20 protein-coding genes are annotated in these 25,488 nt (G+C 69.3%); 13 read left to right on the top strand and 7 right to left on the bottom strand.

Features of this window, described 5'->3' with window-relative positions; all coding sequences use genetic code 11:
• Positions 1–209 precede the first annotated feature (209 nt).
• Entirely contained in the window at positions 210–845 is a 636-nt protein-coding gene (gene mftR, locus H4281_RS13925) for a mycofactocin system transcriptional regulator MftR (RefSeq protein WP_182891297.1), read from the top strand.
• 388 nt (positions 846–1,233) lie between these two features.
• Here the strand turns inward: mftR and H4281_RS13920 are convergent, their stop codons facing one another.
• From H4281_RS13920 to H4281_RS13900, 5 genes are all read right to left on the bottom strand, one after another.
• Complete coding sequence (locus H4281_RS13920; RefSeq protein ID WP_182891296.1) at positions 1,234–1,989, bottom strand: vWA domain-containing protein; 756 nt, start codon at positions 1,987–1,989, stop codon at positions 1,234–1,236.
• A gap of 182 nt (positions 1,990–2,171) precedes the next feature.
• Positions 2,172–3,110: an AAA family ATPase gene (locus tag H4281_RS13915; RefSeq protein WP_182891295.1), complete on the bottom strand. Its 939-nt coding sequence runs from the start codon at positions 3,108–3,110 to the stop codon at positions 2,172–2,174.
• Complete coding sequence (locus H4281_RS13910; RefSeq protein WP_182891294.1) at positions 3,107–4,228, bottom strand: NDMA-dependent alcohol dehydrogenase; 1,122 nt, start codon at positions 4,226–4,228, stop codon at positions 3,107–3,109. The genes H4281_RS13915 and H4281_RS13910 overlap by 4 nt, the downstream gene beginning before the upstream one ends.
• Before the next feature lie 28 nt (positions 4,229–4,256).
• Positions 4,257–5,756, bottom strand: a complete 1,500-nt coding sequence (locus H4281_RS13905) for an aldehyde dehydrogenase family protein (protein ID WP_101438301.1) — start codon at positions 5,754–5,756, stop codon at positions 4,257–4,259.
• 63 nt (positions 5,757–5,819) lie between these two features.
• Positions 5,820–7,466 (bottom strand): sigma-54-dependent Fis family transcriptional regulator, encoded by a 1,647-nt coding sequence (locus tag H4281_RS13900; RefSeq protein WP_182891293.1) that lies wholly within the window; start codon positions 7,464–7,466, stop codon positions 5,820–5,822.
• A gap of 128 nt (positions 7,467–7,594) precedes the next feature.
• Between H4281_RS13900 and H4281_RS13895 the strand changes: the two genes are divergently transcribed.
• On the top strand, positions 7,595–8,164 hold the full coding sequence (locus H4281_RS13895) for a YdcF family protein (protein ID WP_312872107.1): 570 nt from the start codon (positions 7,595–7,597) through the stop codon (positions 8,162–8,164).
• A gap of 111 nt (positions 8,165–8,275) precedes the next feature.
• On the opposite strand, the gene H4281_RS45180 is transcribed toward H4281_RS13895, so the two are convergent.
• On the bottom strand, positions 8,276–9,307 hold the full coding sequence (locus H4281_RS45180) for a TetR/AcrR family transcriptional regulator C-terminal ligand-binding domain-containing protein (RefSeq protein ID WP_312872106.1): 1,032 nt from the start codon (positions 9,305–9,307) through the stop codon (positions 8,276–8,278).
• 85 nt (positions 9,308–9,392) lie between these two features.
• On the opposite strand from H4281_RS45180, the gene H4281_RS13885 reads away from it, so the two are divergent.
• The 11 genes from H4281_RS13885 to H4281_RS13835 all read left to right on the top strand — a co-directional run bounded on the left by H4281_RS13885 (position 9,393) and on the right by H4281_RS13835 (position 23,862).
• A complete protein-coding gene (locus H4281_RS13885) occupies positions 9,393–10,859 on the top strand; it encodes an FAD-dependent oxidoreductase (protein ID WP_182891292.1) in 1,467 nt (488 codons plus the stop codon).
• 9 nt (positions 10,860–10,868) lie between these two features.
• Positions 10,869–11,297, top strand: coding sequence for a MarR family winged helix-turn-helix transcriptional regulator (locus H4281_RS13880; protein ID WP_182891291.1), 429 nt, complete (start codon positions 10,869–10,871; stop codon positions 11,295–11,297).
• 387 nt (positions 11,298–11,684) lie between these two features.
• The gene (gene abc-f / locus H4281_RS13875; RefSeq protein ID WP_182891290.1) at positions 11,685–13,307 is read left to right on the top strand and encodes a ribosomal protection-like ABC-F family protein; all 1,623 of its coding nucleotides are present in this window, start codon (positions 11,685–11,687) and stop codon (positions 13,305–13,307) included.
• Positions 13,304–14,920, top strand: a complete 1,617-nt coding sequence (locus tag H4281_RS13870; RefSeq protein ID WP_182891289.1) for an ABC-F family ATP-binding cassette domain-containing protein — start codon at positions 13,304–13,306, stop codon at positions 14,918–14,920. The genes abc-f and H4281_RS13870 overlap by 4 nt, the downstream gene beginning before the upstream one ends.
• 79 nt (positions 14,921–14,999) lie before the next feature.
• Positions 15,000–16,124 (top strand): serine hydrolase domain-containing protein, encoded by a 1,125-nt coding sequence (locus H4281_RS13865; protein WP_182891288.1) that lies wholly within the window; start codon positions 15,000–15,002, stop codon positions 16,122–16,124.
• A gap of 65 nt (positions 16,125–16,189) precedes the next feature.
• Entirely contained in the window at positions 16,190–17,371 is a 1,182-nt protein-coding gene (locus H4281_RS13860; RefSeq protein ID WP_182891287.1) for an SPFH domain-containing protein, read from the top strand.
• Between the two features lie 25 nt (positions 17,372–17,396).
• On the top strand, positions 17,397–18,530 hold the full coding sequence (locus tag H4281_RS13855) for a TFIIB-type zinc ribbon-containing protein (protein WP_182891286.1): 1,134 nt from the start codon (positions 17,397–17,399) through the stop codon (positions 18,528–18,530).
• Between the two features lie 173 nt (positions 18,531–18,703).
• Positions 18,704–19,804 (top strand): methyltransferase, encoded by a 1,101-nt coding sequence (locus H4281_RS13850; RefSeq protein WP_182891285.1) that lies wholly within the window; start codon positions 18,704–18,706, stop codon positions 19,802–19,804.
• 63 nt (positions 19,805–19,867) lie between these two features.
• The gene (locus H4281_RS13845) at positions 19,868–21,136 is read left to right on the top strand and encodes a sensor histidine kinase (protein WP_182891284.1); all 1,269 of its coding nucleotides are present in this window, start codon (positions 19,868–19,870) and stop codon (positions 21,134–21,136) included.
• Positions 21,137–21,435: 299 nt separating this feature from the next.
• Positions 21,436–21,807, top strand: coding sequence for a helix-turn-helix domain-containing protein (locus tag H4281_RS13840; protein WP_182891283.1), 372 nt, complete (start codon positions 21,436–21,438; stop codon positions 21,805–21,807).
• A gap of 87 nt (positions 21,808–21,894) precedes the next feature.
• Positions 21,895–23,862, top strand: coding sequence for a tetratricopeptide repeat protein (locus H4281_RS13835; protein WP_182891282.1), 1,968 nt, complete (start codon positions 21,895–21,897; stop codon positions 23,860–23,862).
• A gap of 221 nt (positions 23,863–24,083) precedes the next feature.
• Here H4281_RS13835 and H4281_RS13830 read toward each other — a convergent pair whose 3' ends face one another.
• Positions 24,084–25,298, bottom strand: coding sequence for a hypothetical protein (locus H4281_RS13830; protein WP_182891281.1), 1,215 nt, complete (start codon positions 25,296–25,298; stop codon positions 24,084–24,086).
• Positions 25,299–25,488: the final 190 nt, after the last annotated feature.

The raw sequence follows: 25,488 nt of genomic DNA, 5'->3' as shown, positions 1-25,488 counted from the left end.
CCTCTTTCGAGTGGCAATCGCGGAATTCCGCTTCGCGAATCGGTGAATGCGGTCAGTTTCGGGCGTTCTGGGTTTATCGCACATTATTCGTGAATTTGACCGTCCATTGTGGATATCGCTTCGGCGGTCCCTCGGGGGTCGCAGGTGCGGCTGGGGGCGGGTGGACGAGTAGTGTCACCGGGTGACAGAAGCGTCCGGGAGGGGGAGGCATGCCTGCTGAACCGGTTGGCGAGGCTCGGCCCCGGCGGGGGCGGCCTCGGGGGACCAGCGCGCGGCAACTGGAGGAGATCGCGCTGCGGCTGTTCACTGAGCAGGGGTTTCACGAGACGACGGTGGACCAGATCGCGGCTGCGGCCGGGGTGAGCCGGCGGACGTTCTTTCGGTATTACGACGCCAAGTCGGATGTCTTGTGGAACGAGTTCGACTCCGAGGTGGATGCGATCCGGGAGTTGCTCGCGCAGGCTCCAGAGGATGTGCCCGTGCTGGAGGCGGTGCGGCGGGCGGTGCTGGCGGCGAATCATTATCGGGCTGAGGATGTGCCTGAGCTGCGGATGCGGATGAATTTGCTCAGTACGGTGGCCGAGCTGGCGGCCAGTGCCACCCGGCATTACGACGATTGGGAGCGGGCCGTGATCGGGTTCGTGGCTCGGCGGACTGGGCAGGATGAGGATTCGTTGTATCCGCTGGCGGTGGGGCGGGCTGTGCTGGCTACCTGCCGGGCGGCTTATGAGCGGTGGTCCGCTCGGGCGGATGCGGATCTGACGTTGTATTTGGATGCGGGATTGCGGGCGTTGGCTGCTGGGTTCGCTGATGAGGTGTTGGTTGGGGAGCCTGGGTCGCTGTGACTGGGCGGCTCGTCGCCTGGCGGCGACATTGGCCCGGGGGTTGCGTGGGGCACCCCGAAGCTTGATTGTGCTGACGGTCTGAGGGTGCTTGCCAAGGCGGGAAAGATGCCTTGGCAAGCACCCTCGGACCGCATTGTGGCTTCGTATCGGGGTGCGGGGGTGGTGTGGGTGCATCGATCGTTGAGTGCACTGGCTGCGGTTTCGCGGGTGGGTCGGGGCTAGCGCCCCAATGTGGCATTGGGTGCATGGGACGCACCCAATGTGGCGTTCGGTGCGTCTGACGCACCCAAAGTGGCATTGGGGCGCGCCGGAGGCGGGACGGCGAGCGGTGGGCGGGCGGCGGGGCGGTGGGGCGGGGCGTGAGGGAATGAGAGTTCCTGAGGGTCCCTCACGGACGGTCTAGCAGGGTGGCTAGTGCGGCGGGGGCGGCTGCGGCGCCGCTGAGTGGCTGCCAGCGGGCGCCCGCTTCGCGGGCGAAGCGTTCGGCTTCCTCGCAGTCCTCGGCTGGGGCGAGGATCAACAACTCTTCGCAGGCGCGGGCTGCCGGCAGCGGATCCTGGTCATCTGTGGCACGGCAATCCGATAACAGGAGGACCGTTTTCCTTGCCGCGCGGGAGGATGCCAGTTGTTCGTTCGCCTTTCGCAGAGCTGCTGCCAGTGCGGTGACTCCGTGTCCTCGCAAGGACAACACTGACTCCACCACCGCAGCCTTCGACCGGGAGGACCGTAGTGGGCGGATCACCTCCGCGTTTCGGGCGAAAGACACCACTGCGTGTTCGACCGGTGCTCGCCATGAACAAGCTGCCGCCGTCAGCGCGGCTGCGGCCAACCGGGCACCGGTCATGGAGCCGCTGGTGTCGATTACCAGACATAGCGCCAATTCTGGTCGTGCCCAGCGGCGGGACACCAGGTCGTCCAGTGCTGGGACCTTGCCGACCGCAGCCGCATCTACCAGTGCTGGCAAGGAGCGGTCCAGGTCTAGTTCGCCGCCTCGGTCGGCTCGGTCGCGACGTAATTTTCCCACGCCTCTGCCCCGCGCGACGCCGCGTCTTGCGACGTCGATCATCAGGCGTCGGGCTAAGCCTCGTGCGGCTGCGCGCAGGGACTCGTCGGTCGCCTTGCTCATTTCGACCAGCAACGCCATTGCTTCGTCTGCGTCCTCGCGGAAGACCGCGCTGAAGGCTTCCTCGTCCAGTACACCGACTTCGGGCGAGATTTCCGCGAAGCGGCCGTTACGGGAAAGCTCAGAGCGTGGCGTGGTGCTGCTCCGCGCTGAGCCTGGGCGTGGTGGGCGTTGTTGCTGCTGTGGGCCCGCCGGCGGCGGGCTCAGGCTTCCCCCGGCGGGTCACCGCCTTCGGAATCTGGCGGAGGGCTTTCGGCACCGAAGACGGCTACATACAGTTCGTCGATCACCGATTCCGCGGTGCGTCCGCTGGATTCGTGCAGGCCGATTCGGCCGGACAACGCGGCCAGTGCGGCGTCATGGCCGATTCGCCAGTTTGTGGTCGAGGACTCGCGGATGCGGGCCAGTGAGACTGCCAGCCGTACAACGTCGATGGCGCCGCGTACTGAGGAACCGACTCGGACGTCGGCGTGGTTGCGGGTGCGGCGTACCAGGTCTACGACTTTGTCGCGCCATTCGGCGGGCACCGCGGGGCCGCGGCGGGCGACGATGTCGCTTTCTTCGTCTTGGGTTTGGTAACCCATCACGATGCGGCAGACGCGGTCGTAAATGGCCGACGAGATTCGGGCGGTGCCGACCGCGTCGAACGGGTTCATCGCGGCTACCAAGCGGAATCCGTCCGCCGCGCGTACTCGGCCCAGGCGTGGCACGTGCAGTTCGGCTTCGGACATGACGGTGATCAGGACGTTGAGTGTTTCCTCCGGGATCCGGTTGACCTCTTCGACGTACAGCAGACCGCCGGTGCGCAGTGCTTCGATGAGCGGACCGTCCACAAAGGTCTCGGGCACGTAGCCTTCGGCCAACACGCGCGAGGGGTCGAACTGTCCGACTAAGCGGGCGGGCGTTAGTTCGGCGTTGCCTTCGACGAATACGAACGGTGAGCCGCCTGCCTCGGCGACGGCGCGCAGCAGGGTGGTTTTGCCGGTGCCGGGCGGGCCTTCCAACACGACGTGCGCGCCACAGTCGAGACCGGCCAGCAGGAGTTCGATTTCGCGGCGGCGGCCGACCACGTCCGCGGTCAGGAGGGGAACCGCGGACTGCGGACCGGAAACCGGCCCGCAGTCCGCCGACAATGCCGTCACGGCGCGTCGTGGACCAGCACGCCGCGCACGTTCCGGCCCTCCAGCAGATCGTCGTAGCCCTGGTTGACCTCTTCCAGCGTGTACGTGCGGGTGATGATCTCGTCCAGCTTCAGGTCCCCGCTCTGGTACAGCCCGAGGATCTTCGGGATGTCCGTGGTCGGGTTGCAGTCGCCGAACAGGCTGCCCTTCACCGTCTTCTTGAACAGCGTCAGGATCGAACCAGGCAGATTGACGTTGTTCACCGACAGCTTGTTCAAGCCGGTCAGCACGATCGTGCCGCCCTTGCCGGTGGCGTTGAACGCGCCGGTCACGATTTCCTCGGTGACGATGCCCGCGGTGACGATCGTCTTGTCCGCACCGTTGCCGTTGGTGAACGACTGCGCCAGCTCGGCCGCTTCCTCCGGCGTCGCGACCGCGTGCGTCGCGCCGAGTTCCATCGCCTTTTCGCGCTTGTTCTCCAGCGGGTCCAGCGCGATCACGTTCTTCGCGCCGGCGTAGCGCGCGCCCTGCACCGCGTTGATCCCGATGCCGCCGACGCCGGACACGATCACCGTCTCGCCGGGGCGTACGCCGGCCGCGTTGACCGCCGAACCCCATCCGGTCGGGACGCCGCAGCCGACGAGCACCGCCTTGTCGAGCGGGAGGTCGTCGTCGACCTTCACGACCGAGTTCTGGTGGATGGTCGAGTACTGGCTGAACGTGCCGAGCATGCACATCGCGCCGTACTGCTTGACCGGGCCGGGGCCGCTGAAGGGGAACCGCTCGCCGGGCAGGTAGCCCTCGAGGATCGTGGCGCCCATGTCGCAGATCGCCTGCTGACCGGTGGCACACCAGCGGCACACGCCGCAGTTGGGGATGAACGAGCACACCACGTGGTCGCCGGGCTTGACGCGGGTGACGCCGGGGCCGACGTCCTCGATGACGCCCGCGCCCTCGTGGCCCAGCACCATCGGCAGCCGGGCCTCCAGGTCGCCGTGCGCGATGTGCACGTCCGAGTGGCACAGCCCGGCGTGGGTGTACCGGATCAGCACCTCGCCCTCGCCGGGGCCTTCGAGGTCGAGCTCGACCACCTCGATCGGCTTGCCCACCTCGTAGACGACCGCTGCTTTCGTCTTCATCGGGAACTCCTTTGTTCGAGCGGGCGGATCACAGCGCGATGTTCACGGACTTGGTCTGCGTGTAGAGGTCGAGCGCGGCCGCGCCCAGTTCCCGGCCCCAGCCGGACTGCTTGTAGCCGCCGAACGGCATCGCCGTGTCGAAGCCGTTGTACTGGTTGACCCACACCGAGCCTGCCTTCAGTTCCTTCGCAGTACGGTGCGCCTTCGCGACGTCGCGTGTCCAGACCCCGGCGGCCAGTCCGTACTCGCTGTTGTTGGCCGCGGCGGCCACGCCGGCTTCGGCGTTGAACGGCATGGCCGCCACGACCGGGCCGAAGATCTCTTCCCGGACGATGCTGAATTCCGGTTTCACGTCAACGAAAACGGTGGGCTCGATGAAGTATCCGGTGTCGCCCCAGCGTTTTCCGCCGGTGAGCGCGCGGGCGCCGTCGGCGAGCCCTTCGCCGAGATAGCGCGACACCCGGTCGAACTGCTCCTGGGAAACCATCGGGCCCAGCTGGGTTTCCGGATCGAGGCCCGGTCCGATCTTCACCTGGCTCGCCGCCTGCGCGACCGCCTGGGTGAACTCCTCGAAGATCGTGTCCTCCACGTACAGCCGCGTTCCGGCGACGCAGCACTGGCCGTGGTTGAACATCCACGCGTTGACCGAACCGGGCACCGCGAGGTCGAGGTCGGCGTCGGCGAACACCACGTTCGGGCTCTTGCCGCCCAGCTCCAGCGAAACCTTTTTCAGGTTTCCGCTCGCGGCCTGGACGATCTTCTTGCCCACCTCGGTCGAACCGGTGAAGGCGACCTTGTCGACGCCGTCGTGCGCGGCCAGCGCGGCCCCGGCGTCGCCGAAACCGGTGACGATGTTGACCACGCCGGGCGGGAATCCGGCTTCCTCGAACAGCTTGCCCAGCAGCAGCGCGGTCAGCGGTGTCTGCTCGGCGGGCTTGAGCACCACGGTGTTGCCCGCGGCGAGCGCGGGCGCGATCTTCCACGCCGCCATCAGCAGCGGGAAGTTCCACGGGATGATCTGCCCGCACACGCCGACCGGCTCGCGCAGCGTGTAGGCGTGGAACTGCGCGTCCGGCGCGAACGGCATCGACACGTTCACCGTGCTGCCTTCGATCTTGGTCGCCCAGCCCGCGTAGTAGCGGAAGACGTCGGCGGCCCAGCCGGTGTCCACGGCCGTCGCGATCGCCGCGGACTTGCCGTTGTCGAGCGCTTCCAGCTGGCCGAAGATCTCCGCCCGCTCGGACAGCAGATCGCCGATGCGCCAGATCAGCCGTTCTCGCTCGTTCGGCTTCATCGCGGCCCACGGGCCCTCGTCGAACGCCTTGCGCGCGGCGGCGACGGCGCGGTTGACGTCCTCGGCCTCGCCGTGCGCGACCTCGGCGATCTTCTCCCCGGTGGCCGGGTCGTAGGTCGGGAACGTGCGGCCCGACGCGGCAGGCACCCAGCGCCCGCCGATCAAGAGCTCCAGCGGGCCGGACACGAACTCCCGGACCTGGGTGTGCAGGGGGAATTCCACCGTTGCGGTCACCTGGCGCCTCCTCACTTCGTTGTGACGGAGGTCATCGTCACCCGGCGGACCGGGGGCGAAGTGTTACAGAAGTGGACAGTCGTCGGTCACGCCCAGCGCCTGCATGCGGCGATACAGCGTGGTGCGGCTGATGCCGAGTTCGCGGGCCGCGCGCAGCTTGTTGCCCTCGCTGGCGCGCAACGCCGTGACGATCGCGTTCCGTTCGGCGAGTTCTCTCCCGCCGAGCTGCCTCGTGCGGGAGCTGCCGCGGCACGCGGGCGGCAGCTGGGCGAGGTCGATCACCCCCGTGTACGGAAGTCGGGACACCTCGCGCATCGCCGCGCGCAGCTCGTGCAGGTTGCCCGGCCAGGGATGCGTCCGCAGCGCGGCCAGCGCGGTACCGGTGAAGTGCGGTTTCCGGTCCGGGTATTCGTCGCGGAGCATCGCCACGGCGATCGCGGGCAGGTCGTCGAGGCGTTCGCGCAGCGGGGCGAGGGTGACGGTTTCCGCGCATCTGGCGGCGATCGCCGCGACGGCTGGGGACATTGCGTCCGATGGGACGGAAGTGAGCAGCAACCGGGCCGATTCCGGATTGTCGAGCGCCTCGCCGACCAACGGGAGCAGGCTTTCCGGCAGCAGGTGGACGTCGTCCAGGACGACGGCGGTGCGCGGCTGCGCGACCAGGTCGGTGAATCTTGTTGCCCAGGCTCGTGGTTCTTCGCGGAGCGCGGCGGCGGCGTGCAGGACGACCGGATCGTCCACGCCGGCTCGCGCTCGGGCTTCGGTGGTGCGACCGGTTCCGGGTTCGCCCGTGATGAGGACCGAGCGGGCAGTTTTCGCCGCCGCGGGGGCCGGTTTTCGGCTGCTGCTCTGGCTCTTCGCGATACGGAAGACGGCGCCGTCCGTCGAACCCTCGACGCGTTCGGCTACGACCGAAAGACTGATCCCGTCACCCACATCGAGGCGAGTGTCGAATACTCCGCGTTCCGGCACTTGCGGCAGCAACGTGCGCAACAGGGTCGGATCGGCGGGGCGAAGGTGTTCGATACAGGTTTCGTTGGCGAACACCAGATCGCCGCCGAGCACCGCGACCGGCACGCTGCGATGGTGCGTGGCCTGCTGGAACGCCAGGAACAGCCGCCGTTCGCAGGCGCGGGCGCTCTCCAGGACGAGCTGTTCGATGTCGCCCACGACGCGCTTCACCAGCGGCCCGAACAGCGGGTTGCCGCTGTCGCTTTCGCCGGTGATGTCGAGGACGCCTTCGATCCGGCCGGTGAGCGGATGCCGGATCGGATGGCCGTAGCAGCTGAACCGCTTCAACGCGTCGGCGTAATGCTCCTGGCCGTGGATTTCCACCGCCTGGCGCGATTCGTGCGGCGTGCCCAGCGCGTTCGTGCCGACGCGGCCCTCGCTGAGCTGCGAACCGTCCAGCACTCCGATCTCTTCCAGCTGACGCTGCAGTCCCCGGTCGCCGAACCAGCGGAAGACGAGGCGGCAGTCGCGGTCGGCGAGCAGGATGGAGAACCGGGTGCCGGTCAGCTGCTCGACAAGCTGGTCGAGCACCGGACGGGCAGCGGTCATCAGCCTGCTGCGCGGATCGACCTCGCCGATCGAAATCGCGCCCCGGTCCAGCTCCGGCTCGACGCCGAACAGCCGGGACCGGCGCCACGAATCGGCGATCGGCGGCCGCAGGACAGCGGAGCCCTGCGACGGTATCCCTCCGAGCGACACTGCTCCTCCCGACTACCGGACGGCGACGTAGCGGTTCGTGTGACAGTACCTTCGCGGATCGACAAGTTCCAGACGTGCGTCTTTCCGCTTCTCCTCTGTCCTTTGTGGACAATGGTATGATCGGGTGAGTGCCGGGTCGTTTTCTGATGTTTTTCGTCGTGCTGTTCGGCTGGGCCGAATGGGAACACTGGCGCTCCTCGCGCCGCGGCATGGGCGGCCGCCCCGGAACGTCGGGCACCGGCGAGGCAGTGGTCGTGCTCGGCTACCGCAACGGCGGGTCGCGGGCCAATTTCGTCAATCGCTGGCGAGTGCGAGCGGCAGTACGTTCACAGGCGCCCGGACCGTCCCGGCTGGTGTTGTGCGGCGGAGCCGTCGGCGGCACGGAGACGGAGGCCGCGCTGATGGCCCGGTACGCCAGGGAGTACGGCTGCCGCGGCCCGCTCGTCCTCGAAACCGAGAGCCGGTCGACGTGGGAGAACGTGCTCCACGCGGTGCCGTTGATCGAGGACGCGGACCGGATCAAGATCGTCTCGGATTCCTTGCACGCGGAGAAAGCGCGGCATTACCTGCGACGGCACCGGCCGGATCTGGCGGAGCGGCTGGTGCCCGCTCGCGACTACCGGTTCGGGGAGTGGCTGGCGATGAAGCCGCTGCTGGCGGTGATGGGGAAGCGGAGCCTGCGCCGGCTGCAACGGTAAGCCGGGGCGTCTCGCCGGGCGACTGGGCGCGGAGCAGCGACCCACCCCGCCGAAGGGCGCGCGCGTTCAGGGCTCGTGAGTGGCGATGCCGGTTCTAACCGGCATCGCCACTCACGAGCCGCCGGTCAAGTGCGCGTTGATCTTGCCCACCAACGCTTCCAGCCCGGCCCGCTCGTCCCGGCCGAGCGGAGCGAAGACCATCTCGTCCGCCTCGGCCAGCACCGCGTCGAGCCCCGTGACCAGGTCGATCCCGGCCGGGGTGACGTAGACGCGCTTGCGCCCGCCCTCGGTGCGGCGCTCGACCAGTCCCCGGCGTTCGAGCCCCTTCAACAGCAGGGAGACGTTCGCGGGCGTCGTGTAACTCATCTCCGCGACATCCCGCTGGATAACGCCAGGCCGCCGCTCCAGGTAGCCGAGCACCATGGCCTGTTCGAAAGTGAGGTCGCGCGTACGGCTCCATTCCTCGATCCGCTTGCGCTGCACCCAGCGAATCGACCGGAAAAGGTCGCCGGAAGCCGGTCGCGGCGGACCGCTCCGACTTTGAGTTAAGTCTTTAACTTCTAACTGGACAAGCGGAAGGAAAAGCTCGTCGACGATCGACCGGATCCGCGCGGGCCGGAGCGGGGCGAGGGTCAGCAGCAGGTCGTGCCGCACCAGCTGGAACGGCATTTCGAGCACCGCCCCGGAGAGGCGCGTCAGGTCGATTTCGCCGCGAGCGTGGGCGCGCTCGTAGATGTCTCGCGAGAGCGGCCGGTCGCCGATGATGCGGTCCCGGACCTGGCCGGGACTGGCGCCGGTGCTCGCCGACAGCCCGGAGATGGCAGCGGCGGCCGCGATGGCGAAGAATCCGGCCAGCGCTTCGCTCGCCGAGGTCAGGTACGCGAGCAGATCGCCGCGCAGACTCCCGGTGTCGGGAACGGCGATCGGGCGGTCGTCGCGGTGCCGCCGCATCGCCGCCAGCACGAGTTCGTCCTTGTTGGCCCACCGCCGATAGAGCACGGCCTCGCTCGTGCGGGCGCGGACGGCGACCGACTCCATGGTCAGCCGCGCGTATCCGCCTTCGACCAGTTCGTCCCACGCGGCGGCCAGCAACGCGGATTCCAGCTGCTCGCCTTGCCGGCGGCGGACGGTTTCAGGGGCCACTCCGCCCACGATAGAAAGGTTTGTCTTTCTTAGCAAGTTTCCCTACTCTTGCGGACAGGAGTTCTTCGGAGCCAGGGGGTTGGAAATGCCGAACACAAACCTGTCCACACCGGAATTGCCGGTCTTGATCGTCGGCGCGGGACCCACCGGGCTGACGCTGGCGTGCGAACTCGCCCGGCGCCACGTCCCGTTCCGGCTGATCGAAGCGTCCCCCGGCCTCCGCCCGGGCTCGCGCGGCAAGGGGTTGCAGCCGCGCAGCCTGGAGGTGTTCGACGACCTCGGCGTCATCGACCGCATCCTCGCCAACGGCCGGTCCGCGATGCCGATCCGGCTGACCGATCCCGACGGCCGGACGAGCGGCGGCCCGGCCTACGAGGAGCGTCCCGACGTTCCTTACCCCGCATCGGTCATCACCCCGCAGTGGCGCGTCGAAGAAACCCTCGGCCTGCGGCTGACCGAACTCGGCGGCGCGGTCGAGTTCGGCACCGCACTGGAGAGTTTCGACCAATCCGCCGACGCCGTCACGGCAGTGCTGCGCACCAGCGACCGCGTCGAAACCGTCCGCGCGGAGTGGCTGGTCGGCTGCGACGGCGGGCGCGGTGTCGTCCGCAAACAAGCCGGGATCGCGTTCGAAGGCGAGACGGACGAGCGGATCCGGATGATCGTCGCCGACCTGGCCGTCGACGGCCTCGACCGCGACGCCTGGCACATGTGGCGCTGCGAGGAGGGGTTCGTCAGCCTCTGCCCGCTTCCGTCCACCGACCTGTTCCAGTACCAGGCGCCCGTCCTCGACGAAACCGGCCTCGACCTCGCAACCCTGCAATCGATCTTCGACCGGCGAAGCGGCCGCACCGGGCTGCGGCTGCAGAACCCGGAATGGACGTCCGTGTGGCGCTCCAACACCCGCCTGGCCGAGCGTTACCGCGACGGCCGCGTCTTCCTCGCCGGCGACGCCGCGCACGTGCACTCCCCCGCGGGCGGCCAGGGCATGAACACCGGCATCCAGGACGCGCACAATCTGGGCTGGAAACTCGCCGCCGGAGCACCGGAGCTGCTGGACACCTACGAGTCCGAACGCCGCCCGATCGCCGCCGGCGTACTGCGGCTCTCGACCGCGCGGATGGCCGAAGCCGCCGAACAGAAAAGCATCCCCATCCGCAGCGACCGGGCCACGACCCAGCTCAGCGTCAACTACCGCGGCTCCGCACTGGCGCGCGACGACCGCAGCGAGTCCGCCCAGCTCCGAGCGGGCGACCGGGCCCCCGATGCCCCCGGCCTCACCACCACGACCGGCAAACGCCGCCTGTTCGACCTCACCCGCGGCGGCCGCTTCACCCTGCTGAACTTCGGCCCTCGCTTCGACTCGTCCGTCCGCACCTTCCACGTCGTTCCCGAGCCCGCCGCCGCCGACGAGATCGCCGATTCCTCCGGCCATCTGACCCGCGCGTACTCCCCCGCCGACCGCACCCTGGTCCTGCTGCGCCCCGACGGCTATGTCGGCCTGATCTCCGACGCGGGCGACTTCTCCGCCGTCAAGGAGTACCTGCTCTAGCCTCTTCCCATGTCCGCCCCCGACGAACTGGCCGCGACGCTGTACGGCGCGGTCAGCCTGATCGCCCGCAGGCTGCGCCAAAGCCAGGTCACGGCCGAGCTGTCCCTCCCGGAACGCTCCGCCCTGTCCCGCTTGGACCGCGACGGCCCGGCCACCACCGCCGCGCTGGCCCGCGCCGAGCAGATCACCCCGCAGGCGATGAGCTCGACCATCAGCGGCCTGTCCGCCCGCGGCTTCGTAACCCGCGACGCCGACCCCGCGGACGGACGGCAGATGATCGTGTCGCTTACGCCCGAGGGCAGCGAGGTGCTGCGGGCCCGGCGGGATGCGCGGATGCGCCAGTTCGCGGCTTCGCTCAGCTCGGGGTTTTCGCCGGAGGAGCTGGCGGTGCTGGAGGAGGCGGCGCCGTTGCTGGAGCGGTTGGGCCAGACGTTCTGAACCGCTGTCCGTCCACTGTGGAACTCGGATGCGCATCCCCGGCTTCCTGGTATCCTCGCCAACGGACAGCAGACTCGATCAAGAGGATTCCTATCGTGGCAGGTGAAGACGACATCTCCGGGTGAGCCCGGGGCACGGGCCGTCACGGCACCGGCCCCTCGCTGATCCCTGCGCGGTCTCAGGCCGCGCTTGGAGGTTCCCGTGCTGGTCAGGCGACCTACGCCACCGGACCCACGGGCTGCGAGGCAACCGATCGCAGGCGTACGCGCCGATCGGTTGAAGCCCAGGCGCCAGCCGGGCGGCAGGTCGCGAACGGCCCCACTCATGTCGTCCACACCACCACCAGCAGAGGCACCCCGCCCTGCCGATCCACCGCGAGGCCGCACCATGTCCGATCTTCGTATCGTCCTGTCCGGGATCTCCTTCTCCTGGCCCGACGACACCCTCGTCTTCGACCAGCTCTCCGCCACTTTCCCGGCGGGCCGCACCGGGCTCGTCGCGCCCAACGGGGCCGGGAAGTCCACTCTGCTGAAGCTCATCGCCGGGCAGCTCAAACCGGCCGCGGGCAGTGTCACCGTCGACGGGGTGCTCGGGTATCTCCCGCAGGACCTGCCGCTCACCGCGGAGCGCACGGTCGCCGAGGTGCTGGGCATCGACGCGATCCTCAAGGCCATCACGGCCGTCGAGGGAGGCGACGCGGCCGAGGAGCACTTCACCGCCATCGGCGCGGACTGGGACATCGAGGACCGCACCCGGGCGCAGCTGGACCGGCTCGGGCTCGGCGATCTCGCGCTCGACCGGCTGCTCGGCACGCTCAGCGGCGGACAGGTCGTCTCGCTCGGCCTCGCCGCGCAGCTGCTGCGCAGTCCGGACGTCCTGCTGCTCGACGAACCCACCAACAACCTCGACCACACCGCCCGCCAGCAGCTCTACTCGGTGCTTTCCGACTGGTCCGGCTGCCTGCTCGTGGTGAGCCACGACCGGGCGCTGCTCGACCGGATGGACCGGATCGCCGAGCTCGGCGCGGACGAAATCCGCTTCTACGGCGGCAATTTCACCGAATACGAACAGGCAGTGCGGGCCGAACGCGAGGTCGCGGAGAAGAATATCCGCAACGCCGAACAAGAGGTCAAACGCGAGAAGCGCGAAATGCAGCAAGCCCGGGAACGCGCGGACAAACGGGCGAGCAACGCGAAGCGCAATCTGTCCAGCGCTGGTCTGCCGAAGATTTTCGCGGGCACGATGAAACGCAACGCGCAGGAGTCCGCTGCCAAGGCGGACGGTACGCACGCGGCGCGGGTCAGTGCGGCGAAGGCCAAGCTCGACCAAGCTGAACGGTCGTTGCGGGAGGAGCAGAAGATCAGCCTGGAGCTGCCGAAAACAGCGGTTCCGGCGGGGCGGACGTTGTTTGCCGGCAAGCAACTCCGGGTGCGCGGGCTGTTCGCGGGCGAGGGTGCGGACCTGTCCGTCCGAGGTCCGGAAAGGATCGCGCTGACCGGTCCGAATGGCGCAGGAAAGTCGACGTTGCTGCGGCTGATGCACGGCACCCTCGCACCGGACTCGGGCGAGATCAGCCGCGCGGACGGGCGCATCGCGTATCTGTCACAGCGGCTTGATTTGCTGGATTCCGAACGCACGGTCGCGGAGAATCTCGCTGACGCCGCGCCGGAAATGCTGCCCGCGGACCGGATGAATCTGTTGGCGCGCTTCCTGTTCCGCGGCGCGCGGGCGCATCTGCCGGTCGGGGTGCTGTCCGGCGGAGAACGGCTGCGCGCGACGCTCGCGTGCGTCCTGTTCGCCGAACCTGCCCCGCAACTGCTGCTGCTCGACGAGCCGACGAACAACCTCGACCTGGTCAGCGCCGGCCAGCTGGAAAGCGCGCTCAACGCCTACCAGGGCGCGTTCGTGGTGGTCAGCCACGACGAGCGGTTCCTGGCCGAGATCGGCGTCGACCGCTGGCTGCGGCTGGAAAACGGGCAGCTCCGGGAAACGGCCGGGATCACCGAATGACCGCCCTGCGCGCGCACGAGATCGTGCGGGTGCTCGGGGAACGGCGCGTGCTCGACGGAGTGTCGGTCACCGCCGCCCCCGGCCGCCGGATCGGGGTGATCGGCGAGAACGGCACCGGGAAATCGACGTTGCTGCGCGTGCTCGCGGGCGTGGACGCGCCGGACCGCGGCGAGGTGGAGCGGCCGCCGGATCTTGGTTTCCTGCATCAGGAAATGCCGTTCGACCCGGCCGAGACGGTCGCCGGCGTCCTCGACCAAGCCCTCGCCGCGGCCCGCCAGGTGCTGGCCGGACTCGACCGGGTCGCGGCACTGCTCGCCGAAGCCCCCGAAGACGCCGCGCTGCTGACCGAGTACGCCGAATTGCTCGACCTGGCACAGCGACACGAGGCGTGGGACGCGGACCGGCGCGCGGAGATCGTGCTCACCGGGCTCGGGCTCGCCGAGATCGACCGCGAGCGCACGCTCGGCTCGCTTTCCGGCGGTCAGCGCGGCCGGCTCGCGCTGGCGGACCTGCTGGTGCGGCGTCCGTCAGCGGTGCTGCTCGACGAACCGACCAACCACCTCGACGCCGAAGCCGCCGCGTTCCTCGAAGCGCAGTTGCGCGAACTGCCCGGCACCGTCGTGTTCGCCAGCCACGACCGGGCCTTCCTCGACGCGGTGTGCACCGACATCCTCGACCTCGACCCGGCGCCGGACGGCCCGGTCCGGCACGGCGGCACCTATACCGAATACCTCAGCTGGAAACGCGCCGAACGCGAGCGCTGGGAACGGCAGTACCTCGAAGAACAGGAAGAACTGGAGGAACTGCGCGACGCGCTCGGGGTCACCGCGCATCGGGTCGCGCCGGGCAGGCTCGCGCCGGACAACGAGAAAATGGGCCTCGGCCGCAGGTCCGGCCGGGTGCAGAACCAGATCTCGCGCCGGGTCCGGGCCACGACCCGGCGGCTGGACGAACGGGAACGCGCCCAGCTTCCCGCGCCTCCGCCGCCGCTGCGGTTCCGCCCGCAAGCGCTGGCGGTCGAGAACCCGGAAGAAACCCTTGCCACGCTGGACAATGTGCGTCTTCCGGGGCGGCTTTCCCTGGACCGCCTGGCGATCCGGCCGGACACCCGGCTGCTGGTCACCGGCCCGAACGGCGCGGGAAAGTCAACGCTGCTTCTCCTTCTCGCCGGAGAACTCGACGCGGAAGGCATCACGCGCCGACCCGGCACAACCACCGGAATCCTCAGCCAGGACACCGCTTTCGTCCGACCGCAACGGACCGCACGCGCGACCTACCTCGCAAAGCTAGGACCGGAACGCGTCGCGGCCGTACCGCTGCACTCGCTGGGACTGCTGACGAATCGCGAAGCTTCCCGACCGGTCGGCGAACTGTCCGTCGGGCAGCGCCGCCGCCTCGCGCTCGCACTCCTCATCGCCGACCCGCCGCACCTGCTGCTGCTCGACGAGCCGACCAACCACCTCTCCCCCACCCTGTGCGACGAACTGGAGGACGCGCTCGGCACCAGCCCGGGCGCGATCGTCGCCGCCACCCACGACCGGCGGCTGCGCGAAAACTGGACCGGGCAAGTCCTCCGCATCGGACCAGACCACCGCGCTAGGCCGTTAGAGTGATCCGCGCCGGGCGGATGTCCAGCGGAAGGCCCGGGCGACGACCACTCCGCGGACCATCCGCCCGCGAAGGGAACGAACGATGCACGAAGCTCTGCGCCGCCACGTCGACTCCGGATTCATCCCGGGCGCGGTAGCCCTCGTCGCGCACGGCGACGACGTCGAGGTCACCGCACTGGGGCATCTCGACGTCGAACGCACCGCGCCGATGACCCGCGACACCATTTTCCGCCTCGCTTCCATCACCAAACCGATCACCGCGGCAGCCGTGCTGATGCTGGTCGAGGACGGGCGCTTCGGCCTGGACACCCCGATCGCCGAATGGCTGCCCGAACTGGCCGATCCGGTGGTCGTGCGGACGCCGCAGAGCCCGGTCGACGACGTCGTTCCCGCGGAACGGCCGATCACCGTCGGCGACCTGCTGAGCTCTCGCGCCGGTTACGGCTTCCCGTCGGACTTCTCGTTGGCGCAGGTCCAGGAGCTGTCCACGGTGCAGACCGACGGCCGCGAGGTCCGGCTGCGCCCGGAACCCGACGAGTGGCTCGCCCGGCTGGCCCGCATCCCGCTGCTGCACCAGCCCGGCACGGCCTGGCTCTACGACACCTGTTCCGACCTGCAAGGCATTCTGATCGCCCGCGCGTCCGGCCAGTCGCTGCCGGACTTCCTCGCCGAGCGGGTGTTCGAACCGCTCGGCATGGCCGACACCGCGTTCGAGGTCCCGGCCGCCAAACGGCACCGGTTCGCCAGCTACTACCGCTCCGCTGGCGACGGCCTCGAGCTGGCCGACGCGCCGGACGGCCAGTGGCGCGAGGCGCCCCCGTTCCCGGCCGGATCCGGCGGGCTGGCCGGGACCGCGGACGATTGGCACCGCTTTGCCCGGATGATCCTTTCCGGCGGGGAAGGACTGCTGTCGAAGGAATCCGTCCGGCAGATGACTGCCAACCACCTGACCGCGGAGCAGATCGCGGCCAACCCGGTCTTCCTCGAAGGCCAGGGCTGGGGATTCGGCGGCGCGGTCGACGTCGCGCCGACGCGGCCGTGGCAGATCCCCGGCCGCTACGGCTGGGTCGGCGGCACCGGAACCAGCGCTTACCTGACCCCGTCGACGGGTTCGGTCGCGATCCTGCTCACCCAGCGCGGGGTGGACGGACCCGGTGGCATACCGCACATGCAGGACTTTTGGCAGGAGACCGCCGCGCCGGAGTGATCCGGCACGGGCCGCGCACTGTACTGTGGCCCGCGGGCACGAGGCAACGCGACGAGGGGTCAGACGTGGGCATCTTCGACAAGATCCGCGGCGAGTTCATCGACATCATCGAGTGGACCGACGACAGCCGGGACACCATCGTGTGGCGCTTCCCGCGCTACGACAACGAGATCAAGATGGGCGCCAAGCTCACCGTCCGCGAATCGCAGGCCGCGGTGTTCGTCAACGAGGGCCAGGTCGCCGACGCCTACCCGCCGGGCATGTACACGCTGCAGACGCAGAACATGCCGATCATGTCCACCCTCAAGGGCTGGAAGTACGGCTTCAACTCGCCGTTCAAGGCCGAGGTGTACTTCGTCAACACCCGGCAGTTCACCGACCTCAAATGGGGCACGCAGAACCCGGTCATCCTGCGCGACGCGGAGTTCGGCATGGTCCGGCTGCGCGCGTTCGGCGGCTACGCGGTCCGCGTGGTCGAGCCGGTCGCGCTGCTGAAGGAGCTCGCCGGCACCGACCCCCAGTTCCGCACCGAAGAGGTGTCGGACTACCTGCGCAGCATGGTCATCAGCAAGCTCGGGCCCGCGATCGCGGCCGCGCAGGTCCCGATGCTCGACCTGGTCACCCAGCAGGACCAGATCGCGGGCAAGATCTCGAACGCGCTGAACCTCGAACTGCGCGAGGTCGGCATCGAGATCTCGAAGTTCATGATCGAGAACATCTCGGTCCCGCCCGAGGTCGAGGCCGCGATGGACAAGCGGACCCAGATGGGCGTGGTCGGCGACCTCGACCAGTACACGAAGTTCCAGTCCGCGAACGCGATCGAGGCGGCGGCGAACAACCAGGGCGGCGCGGGCGAGGGGCTGGGCATCGGGCTCGGCATGGCGCTCGGCCAGCGCGCGGCCGGACCGCAGCAGCAGCCCGCCCCGCAGCAGTACCAGCAGCAGGCTCCTCAGCAATACCAGCAGCCGCAGTACCAGCAGGCCCCGCCGCAGCCGCAGTACCAGCAGCAGGCGCCGCCGCAGATGCCGCCGCCGCTGCCGCAGAGCGAGCAGTGGTTCATCGGCGCGAACGGCCAGCAGCTCGGCCCGTTCGACCGCGCGGGCCTCGGCCAGCAGATCTCCTCGGGCACGCTCGCGCAGGACACCCTGGTGTGGAAGGCGGGCATGGCGCAGTGGACCCCGGCCGCCCAGGTGCCGGAGGTGTCGGCGCTGTTCGGCGCGGCCCCGCCGCCGCTGCCGCCGTCCTGAGCCGCGTCAACCTTCTGGGGGACCCATGACTGACCCGCGCTTCCAGCAGGAAGGCGTGGCCAACACGACCTATCCGTGCGGCGGTTGCGGCGCGCGGCTGGAGTTCGCGCCGGGCACGACGGCCATGCAGTGCCCGTATTGCGGGTTCCGGCAGGAGATCGCCGCCGGAGAGCGGCAGATCCGCGAGATCCCGTTCGCGGAGCTGGCGAACCTCGCGCGCAAGCCGGTGGGGTCGATCGGCAAGTACGTCTTCGTGTGCCAGCGGTGTGCGGCGCGGACGGAAACGAACGAGACCGCCAGCATGTGCCAGTTCTGCGGCGCGCCGCTGGTGATCGACCCCGGCGCGTCCGGGCAGCTGGTGCCCGAAGGCGTGCTGCCGTTCGCGTTCGACCGTCCCGCGGTGAGCACGCACCTGAAGAAGTGGACGTCCTCGCGCTGGTTCGCGCCGACCGCGCTGAAGAAGGTCACCACGGCGGAGTCCACCAAGAGCACGTACATCCCGCATTGGACGTACGACTCGCAGACCGTGTCGGTGTACACCGGCGCGCGCGGCGAGTACTACTACGTCACCGAGAGCTACTACGAGAACGGCGAGCGCAAGACGCGCCAAGTGCGCCATACCCGCTGGTATCCGGCGCGCGGACAGGTCGCGCGGAACTTCGACGACGTCCTGGTGCCGGCGAGCACCCAGCTGCCGCTGCCGGAACTGGACAAGCTCGCGCCGTGGCCGCTGCTCGATTCCGCGCCGTACCAGCCGCAGTTCCTCTCCGGGCACTTCGCGCTGCGGTACGACGTCGAACCGGAGAACGGCTTCGAAGAGGCGAAGAACCGGATGGCTCCGGTCATCGCGGACGACTGCAAGTACGACATCGGCGGCGACACGCAGCGGCTGAATTCGGTCGACACGCAGCACAACAACGTCACCTTCAAGCTGATGCTGCTCCCGGTGTGGGTCGCGACCTACGTGTACGCCGGAAAGAACTGGCAGATCCTCGTCAACGGCGTCACGGGCGAGATCCACGGCCAGCGTCCGTGGAGCAAGGTCAAGATCGCCATCGCGGCGGTGCTCGCGCTGATCGTGATCGCGGTGATCGTCTACTTGATCGCGACGAAGGGGCACAGCACCGGCACCACGCACCATTCCGTTACGCACCACTGAGTTTTCGAAGGAAGTGATGTGCCGTGCTGATGGGCATGGTTCTCGGCGACCGCCGCTCCCGCGTTTCGCGGGAGCACGCGGGTTCGCCGCTGTCTTGACCGGCGGGAATCCTCGCCTGCTCGCTGCGAAGCGTCGACGGCTGACTGGCCCTTCGACCCTTCCCGGGAGCATTCATGTCCACCGTCACGTGGACCGAAAACGGAACCACCCGCACTGCCCGCTGGCATTCCGAAAACGGAACTCCGCCGCCGGGCCGCATTGTCGTCGTCGATGACCGGCTGACCGCTGCCGCCGCGCTGCGTTTCGCGCGTGGTGGCACCGGAATGCTGTGGCGCGGCGATTTTCCCAACGCACGGCAGCTCGTGCGTGCCATGGACCGACGGCTCCCGCAACGCGCGGGATCTTTCGCCGAGGTGCGCTCCGCTCGTTCACAACGCGCGACGCTGCTCGGAAAAGTCCTGGTCTCCGTGGAAGCTGACCATTCGCTTCAGCTCCGCCGAGCCCCCGACATCCAGGCCGCGTGCGAGCAAGCGTTCGGCGGTTTGCCCGGCACGCTGCTCTCGTTGCGTGAGCTGCTCGGCGCCCTGAGCGCTTATCAATGGCAGCAGAAAGGCATCCAGATCAAGGCATTGGGCACGCGGGTGTATCCGTCGTACAGCGTGTTCGCGCCGACACGGAGCGAATACCTCGATCTCGTCGCGCAGGAACCGTTGCCGGGCAAGGAGTCTCCGGTCGTCTTCGATATCGGCACCGGCACCGGCGTGCTCGCCGCCATTCTCGCCCAGCGGGGCGCCGCCGAGGTGGTCGCGACCGACCTCAACCCGCGCGCGGTGCGCTGTGCCCGGGACAATCTGCGCCGGCTCGGCCTTTCCGATCGGGTCCAGGTCCTCGAAGCCGACCTGTGGCCCTGCGACCGGCGCGCTGACCTGGTCGTCTGCAATCCGCCCTGGCTGCCGGGAACCCCGGTCTCCGCGCTGGAACTCGGGATCTACGACGCCTCGTCCGCCATGCTGCACCGGTTTCTCGACGGCCTGCCCGGGCATCTGACGCCGCGCGGCGAAGGCTGGCTGATCCTGTCGGACCTCGCCGAACATCTCGGTCTGCGGACCCGCGCCGAACTGCTCGACCGGATCTCCGCGGCCGGCCTCGCGGTCGCGGGACGTCGCGAAACCACGCCAAGGCACCGGCGCGCCACGGACAGTGCCGATCCGCTGCACGTCCACCGTTCCCGGGAACGCACGATCCTGTGGCGGCTGACCATGTCCAGAGCGTGACCCGGCGTTTCCACACTGGACTACACCAATCGAATATCCTCGCCGAAGACACGGGGAGGGACGATGCCCGTACCGGGTTTTGCCGTACCGCGCCGGGAATTCGTGCGGACGCTGCTGCATCGCGGCAGCCCGCCGGAGCGGCCGGACACCGGGGAGGACCTCGCCGAGGTCGGCGACGCGACGCTGGCGCGCGCCGCGCGGTACTGGGTCGTCGTGCCGGTCGCCTACCGGATCGCCGCGTTCGTGAAGGTGTTCATCGGGTTCGCCGCGGCCAACGGCAGTGTCGGATTGTTTCCGGTGCTGCCCGCGGCCGCGCTGGGCGTCGCGGCGAACGCCGGGTTCCTGTGGTGGCTGCTGCGCTCCGGCGGCCTGCCCGCGCGGCGCACGCGGCGGGTGCTCACCGCGGACCTCGGTGCGGGACTCGGGCTGAACCTGCTGATCGCGGTGCTCGCGCCGGACGCGGTGCAGCCGTTCGCGATCGACGTCACCTGGACGTGGCTGGTCGGCTCGGTCGCTATGTGGGCTGGGACGTCCGGGCTGCCCGCGGCGCTGCTGCTGCTCGCCGCGGCGGTCCCGGTACGCGTCCTGCTGACTCTGGCGGGCGGGCTGCGGCTGGACAATCCGCTCGCGCTCAGCCGGTCGATCGGCTGCCTGGTCGCGCTGGCGGTGTCGATCGTGGTGGCGTGCGGAATCCTGGTGCTGCTGGGCGTCGGCACCCGGTTCGCCCTCGACATCGGCCTGCGCCGCGGGCAAGAGGCCGAACGCAAGCGCACCCAGCGGCTGCTGCACGACAGCGTGCTGCAGACCCTGGAAGCACTCGCGATCGCCCCGTCCGACGACGCCGACCACGCCGCCGAACGGCTGGCCCAGCTGCGCTCGGTCGCGCACGCCGAGGCGGCCGAACTCCGCCGGAGCATCACCGAGCCGATCGAACCGCGCACGGGACGCAGCTTCGTGGTCGAACTCGCCGACGTCGCCGCCGAAATGGCCCGCGAAGGCCTGCGCACCCAGCTCGTAGCCGCCGACTTCGCCGACGACGACCGGCTTTCCGCTGACCGGCGCACCGCGATGTGCGAAGCCGTGCGGGAAGCACTGCGCAATACGGTGAAACATGCCGGGACGAGCCGGGTCGTGCTGCGGGTGGAGGAACGCGACGGCGGAACGGCGGTGGTCGCGCGGGACCAGGGCCGCGGCTTCGACGTGCGCGAACGGGGGCCGGGGTTCGGCATCCGGCAGTCGATCGAAGCCCGGCTGGCGGAGGTCGGGGGCACCGGGCAGGTGGAATCGACGCCGGGCAACGGGACCCGGGTGACACTGTGGGTGCCGCACTGAGGTCTTCTCAGACGTACGTGAGGGGGACCCGCATTGACTCAGCTTCCCTCAAGGTTCCCTTCACGTACGTTCTCCTCGAGCAGGCAGCGGATTCTTCCCGGCGGCAGGGAAACCGCTGCGCTTTCCGGAGCCGCTCTCTAGATTTACTGAATATTCAATTCCGCGCACCCGCTTGGTGTCACCAATTGCGGACAAAGAACCTCCCGCACATGCACCCCGTTCGTAGGTTCACATTCCGCCTCCGCGACGCCGATAATGGCGGGTCGGGGACCTTAAGGCCCAGCAGCGGGAGCGCTTGCATGGACACGCCGGACGAGGCACGCACGAATCGGATCGAGCGGAATCGCCGGATGCTCGAATCCTGGCGGGCGGGCGCGTCGATCACCGAGATCGCCAGGGAACACGGGCTGTCCCTGAGCTGGACCGGTCGCCTGCTGCGGCAGGAAGGCGCGGTGCTGCCGGAGATCCGCCAAGGCGTGCGCCGCGAACTCGATGTGCCGAGGATAGTCCGGGAATACGAATCCGGCGCGACTATCCAGAGCATCGCGGACGCGCATCGGGCGTCCTATGGCACGATCCGCCGCTTGCTGCTGCGGGGAAAAGTGGCCATCCGCCCACATGGCGGCCAAAACGCTCTCGATCGACGCAAGCCCGGCACCCCTGGTCACTGATCATCACATCGGGGCGGGTGATTCCCGACTCGTTCCGGTTTCCTTTGCGCTCCGGAGCAGGTAGAGAGGAATAATCGGGGGTGGGGAATGACTGAAGCGCGGCCAGGGGCAGTGACGTCCGACAGACCCGTGCGGGCACCGGTCCAGCTCCCGCCCGCACCCTCCGTGCTGCTCGGCCGCTCCGCGGAACTGCGGCGGCTGGACGACATCCGGCTCCGCTCCGACCCCGCCCCGTCCGTCGTCGTGCTCACCGGAGTCGGCGGGATCGGCAAAACAGCGCTCGCCCTGCACTGGCTGCACACCCACCGCGCCCAGTTCCCCGACGGCATCCTCTGCGCGCGGTTTTCCGCCGAAGGCACCGAAACCGCGGAATCCGCGAGCGGGGTACTGCACGGTTTCCTTGCCGCACTGGGCATTCCCGCCGACGACATCCCCGCCTCGCTCGCCCAGCGGGCCGCCGAATTCCGTGCGGTGACCGCGGATCGCCGGTTCGCCGTGCTGCTCGACGACGTCGTGCACAGCGCCGACGCCCGCGCCGTGCTGCCGTCCAGCGCGCACGCGTTCGTGCTCGTCACCAGCCGGTCGCAGCTGACCAGTCTCGCACTGGACGGCGCGGAAATCCTTCCGCTGAGCCCGCTTCCGGACCAGCCTGCCCGAGAAGTGCTCGTCCGTGCCGGGCAACGGCAGATCAGCCAGGCCGACGCGAAAGACCTGCTGACCGCCTGTGCCGGCCTCCCGCTGGCGCTGGCCATCACCGGAGCCAGACTGCGCACCCGGCCAAGACGCAAGCCCCATCAGGAAGCCCGCCGGGGACGCGTCCGCCCGGTCGGAGATTTCCCTGCTCTCGCAACAGTTTTCGACGCCTCGTACGCCGCGCTCGACGATTCGGCGGCCCGCCTCTACCGAACCTGCGGCATCCTGCCCGGCCCGCACCACGCCGTCGACGCGCTCGCCGACACCCCGCAAAGCTCGCCCGCCCGCCTCGACGACGCCGTCGACGAACTAATCGAAGCCAACCTCCTCCACGAACTGGAGGACGAAACCGTGGCACAGCACGACGTCGTCCGCCACGACGCCCGCGTGCGCGCGGAACGCCAGGACGCCGAGACCGACCGGCGCTATCTCGTCCACCGGTACATCCGCTGGTACCGCGACCAAACCGTCACCGCCAGCGCGCTCATCCACCCGTTCCGCCCGAATTTCGCCGCCGAAACCGTTGCGGCGACGGGCTCTTTCGCCGACCGGGACCACGCGGTGAACTGGTCGCGCCGGGACCGGCCGGTCATCAACGCCGTCGCGAAAGCCGCCTCGGCACACGGCTGGGACGAGGAACTGTGGCAGCTCGCCGAAGCGTCGTGGGGATTCTTTCTGCACCACCGGGATTACGAACCGTTCCTCGAACTGTGCACGGCGGGGATCGAGGCGGCCCGGCGGTGCGAACAGCCGCTGGTGGAAGCCCGGATGCACAGCCAGGCCGGGTTTGTCTGCGACCAGCTCGGCCGTTACGACGAAGCCGCCGCGCACAACGCCGTGACTCTCGAAATCGGCGAACGAGAGCAGCACGGCCCGACCCAGGCCTCCGCGCTGTCCCGGCTCGCCAGGAACGCGCGAAGGCAGCAAGACTGGGAAGCCGCGCTTGAGCTGTACGAGCGCAGCGCCCGGAAACACGCCGAGGCCGGGCTTCCCCGCGGCGTCGGCCAGGCCCGCTATCGGCGCGGCGAAGTCCTGATCAAGCTGGGCCGCGACGACGAAGCATTGCGCGAACTGGCCGAAGCCACCGTGATACTGGACGAAGAAGGCGACGTCGTCCAGCACGCGCGCGCGGTCATTTCGCTCGCCGCGATCCACGCCCGGCGGGGCGGCTACCGCCGGGCGCGCACCGAACTGCTGGAAGCGCTCGAAGACGTCAAACGCCTCCAGTCACCGCATTTCCAGGCCGAGATCCTCACCGCGCTCGCCGATCTCGAACGCGGCCACGGCGACGAGACAAGCGCCCAGCGCCATCTCGACGAGGCCCGCCGCCTCCGCGGGGATTCCGTCGAGCCGCCGCACTGACCACACCGCACCGCCCGGCCAGCACACCGCCGCGGCGATCGCTCCCGGCCACTCCGCCCGCAGTTCGTCGGCCTCCCCTCTGGGCGCGGCCCGCGTACTGCGCCGGACCACCACGTCCGCCTCGGCCGAGCACCGCGGCCCGGCGCGATCGACGTCGGCGACCAGCACCGGCAGTGTCCGCCGCCCCGGCAGCGCGAGCCGCACGCGCGCGACCCCGGTGCTCACGCGTCCCACCCGGGCAGCGGCCTGGGCATCGCCGGCAACGGCGGATACGCCAGCGTGCTCGGTTCGGACAGCTCCAGCAGCCGGTACATCGCCGACCGCAGGATTCCCGCCGAACAGTCGAGCCTCGTGCTCGCGACCGGCAGCACCTCCGCGGCAAGCCTCGGAGCCACGGCGATCGCGGCTTCTTCCTGGGCTTCGAGCGGCGCGTCCAGATCCAGCGGTTTGGCGTGCGCCCGCACGACGTCCGCGACGCTCCCGGCCTGCGGCCGCCCGTCCGGCAACGACGCGAGCGTCACCGGTTTCCCGATGGCCGCCGCGTAGCCCGTGGTGGAGCCGTGGTCGCCGATCACCCAGTCAGCCGCAATCATCGTCGCCTGCCATCCCTGCTCGGGCGGGATCACCCGCAGCCCCCGGCACCCGGCGAGCCAGGCCGCGACCTGACGCCGCCCGTGCACCGCCCAGACGTTCGGATGCAACACCGCCGCCACCGCGTACCGGTCGTCCGGCAGCGCGTTCGCGATCGCTTCGTACATCCTCGGGACGCGGCCGAACGCCGAGTCAGTGAACCAGGTCGAACTCAGCACCACCAGCCGCCGAGAGCCGACGCCCAGCGCCCGCCGGTACCGCTCCCGCTGCCCGCCCGCCGCCCGCATCCCGTCAAGGCAGAGGTCCCCGGCCACCACGGCCGCGGGCACCGCCTCCGGACAACGCTCGCGCAGTACTTCCACCTCCGCTTCGGTACCGAGGCCCAGCACCGCCGGAAGCACCCGCCCGCGAAACGTGAGCAACTCCCGGTCCAGCTCGGTCGTTTCGATCGTCGCACCGCCCGCTTTCCGGCTGAACCGGCGTCCGGGGACCTGCCCGACCCCGTGTCCGACCAGCATCAGCGGCCCGCGCACCTGGTCGAGATTCCGGTGACTGGCCGCCAAGACCAGATCGAACCGATGCGCCGCCGCCTGTTCCCACGGCAGCAGGAGGCCGTGCTGCGCCCGCACGTACTCCTCGACCCCGGCCCATCGGTCGGTGCTGTGCGGGACGGTGAACATCACCTGCACCCGCAAGTCCCGTTCGAGCAGCGAGAGCAGCTCGACCAGCCGCGTCCCCGCGGTCACGGTCGGAACGACCGCCAGCACGGTCCGGCAGCCCGGCCGCGTCACCCGCGACGCGGCGTCGAGACCGATCGGACCGCGTACCCACACGTCCTGCGCCATCTTCATCCCCTCCGTCCGGAAACCGACGAACCGAGGCTGCGGCGCGGTCCTGACCGGGGACTTCCCGTCGCTGGACACAAAGCGGACCGAAACCGGACAAGACAATTCCCCCGATGATCGTTATCCCGAAAGCGGTCGCCGATCCCCCGGATCAATGCGAAACTGGGCAATCGACGAGGGAGGGGCGTCG

The organism is Amycolatopsis dendrobii, from assembly GCF_014145675.1.
GTDB lineage: Bacteria > Actinomycetota > Actinomycetes > Mycobacteriales > Pseudonocardiaceae > Amycolatopsis > Amycolatopsis dendrobii.
This window is presented reverse-complemented; position numbering and strand designations above follow the sequence as displayed.